The organism is Polynucleobacter sp. 35-46-11 (assembly GCF_002281105.1).
In genome coordinates this window covers 1-2,254 of record NZ_NCFJ01000416.1, presented here as the reverse complement: position 1 = coordinate 2,254, position 2,254 = coordinate 1, and the positions used below count along the sequence as shown (strand labels likewise).

The following is a 2,254-nucleotide window of genomic DNA, read 5'->3' as shown; positions in this document are numbered from 1 at the left end:
GGTACCAAGTAATTGCTTCATCATATTTCTTTTGCAATTGATAGGTATTACCCAGATTTGTAAGAGTCCCAATATGCTTAGGATTTATCAGCAGCGCTGCTTGATAATCTTGTTGGGAAGCATTTAAATTACCAAGCCTTTGATATGCCAATCCTCGAGAATAGAAAGCCTCCTCATAATTTGGCTTTAACGCTACTGCCTTGGTATAGTTTTGAATTGCTAAATCATATTTAGCCTGATTAAGAAAAACATTTCCTATGTTGCAATATGCAGGGGCGTTATTTGGATTAACAGAAATAGCTTTTGTAATCAGACTTTCAGCAATATCAAATTGCTCACTTTTTGCAGCTATCAAACCTGACAAATGCAGTGCATCAAAATGTAAGGGCTGAATTTTGAGGATTTGGGCATAAATCTCACCTGCAGAGATGAGGTCTCCATTTTGATGAAGGCCAAATCCCTTAATCAATAGATCTTGTACCCCATTCCCGTGCCCTGCGTGAACTATTTTCGAGCTAGTTTTTTGCTTTTGTTTACGCTTATTCATTAGATGGTTTTTAGCTGAGAATGGAATTGATATTAACCCAGAGTCTTGTGAAAACTACCTCCAAAAACTCTCATATTCACTCCAATAAAGAGCACCCGTGGCACGAAATCATCGTTTAAGTTTAAATGGGCAAGATTTTCCTCAATAGGGCGGCAATTATTGCCATTTTTGATGTTTTTTCCCCTGAAATACAGTATATTTAGGGTCTATTGGGGTGCTAAACACTATATATAGGTTAGCGCCTACTGATTTAGTGCAGTTATTTGGCAATTTTTAATCATTTATCAGGCAATAGACCTATCGCATGAAAATCTTGGGTTTTGACACCTCAAAGTTGCCGAGCCCATCGGCACAAGGCGCCATCCCGATTTTGGTACTTTTAGTACTGATCATGATGCTGGTGCCTTTACCAGCCATCATTCTCGATGTGCTCTTTACCTTCAATATTGCGCTGTCCATCATCGTTCTATTTACAGCGATCAATATCAAGAGTTTTAAAGATTTCGTTGCCTTCCCGACAGTTCTACTTTTAACCACCCTGCTACGTTTATCCCTTAACGTCGCTTCGACTCGCATTGTGTTGATGGACGGTTACAAAGGAACGGATGCTGCCGGTAAGGTGATTGAGGCCTTTGGTGTTTTCCTGATTGGCGGTAACTTTGCCGTGGGTATCGTGATCTTTATTGTGATCACGATCATTAACTTTGTAGTTATCACCAAAGGTTCCGGCCGCGTAGCGGAAGTCTCTGCTCGCTTTGCTTTGGACTCCATGCCTGGTAAACAGATGGCGATTGATGCTGATCTGAATGCTGGTCTTATTCAACAAGAAGAAGCAAAATCACGACGAGCTGATGTAGCGCAAGAAGCAGACTTCTTTGGTTCCATGGACGGTGCGTCAAAGTTTGTGCGCGGTGATGCGATGGCTGGCATCATGATTTTGGTGATCAATCTCATCGGTGGTGTGATGATTGGCGTCCTGCAACATGGCATGGACTTTGGCAAGGCGCTTTCCACTTTTGCATCACTGACAATTGGTGATGGCTTAGTTGCACAGATTCCAGCGCTCGTGATTTCTACTGCGGCCGGTATCTTGGTAACCCGCGTTGCCACCGAGGATGATTTTTCCGGTCAGGTCTCCAAGCAGTTTGAAGCGAACAGTAATGCGCTGGGCGTTGTGGCTGGAGTACTCGGCATCTTGGGCATCCTGCCTGGCATGCCCCATGTCATCTTCTTAGGCTTTGCTGCTCTCTTTGGTGGTCTTGCTTACTTAACCCACCAACGCATTAAGAGAGAGGCTGCAGCGGCCAAAGTAGCCTTGGCTCAGCCCGTTGTTAACGAGGAACTAGAGTGGAAAGACGTTCCAATCGTTGAGCCACTCTGCCTTGAATTAGCTTATCGCCTCATTCCATTGGTAGACAAAGGTGATGAGAGTGATCTCATTAAACGCATTAAAGCCATTCGCCGCAAATTTGTTACTCAAGTAGGGTTTTTAATTCCGTCTGTACACATTAGAGACAACTTGCAACTGAGTGCTGAGACCTATCGTATTTTGCTTTACGGCGCTGAGATTGGACGAGGACAGTGCTTGCCAGATCGCCTATTAGCGATTCAACAAAGTGGTACCGATAAAATTCCGGGCATCGAAGTAAAAGATCCAACCTTTGGTATGCCTGCCGTTTGGATTGAGCGCACCATGCGCGATGAAGC

The 2,254-nt window shown here is 44.0% G+C and carries 2 protein-coding genes; one reads left to right on the top strand and one right to left on the bottom strand.

What is annotated here, in order from left to right; genetic code table 11:
- On the bottom strand, nt 1–547 hold a 547-nt coding region (locus B7Y67_RS15755), incomplete at its 3' end, for a tetratricopeptide repeat protein (RefSeq protein ID WP_293599449.1).
- 304 nt (nt 548–851) lie between these two features.
- On the opposite strand from B7Y67_RS15755, the gene B7Y67_RS15750 reads away from it, so the two are divergent.
- The coding region (locus B7Y67_RS15750) for an FHIPEP family type III secretion protein (protein WP_293599448.1) at nt 852–2,254 on the top strand (1,403 nt) is incomplete at its 3' end.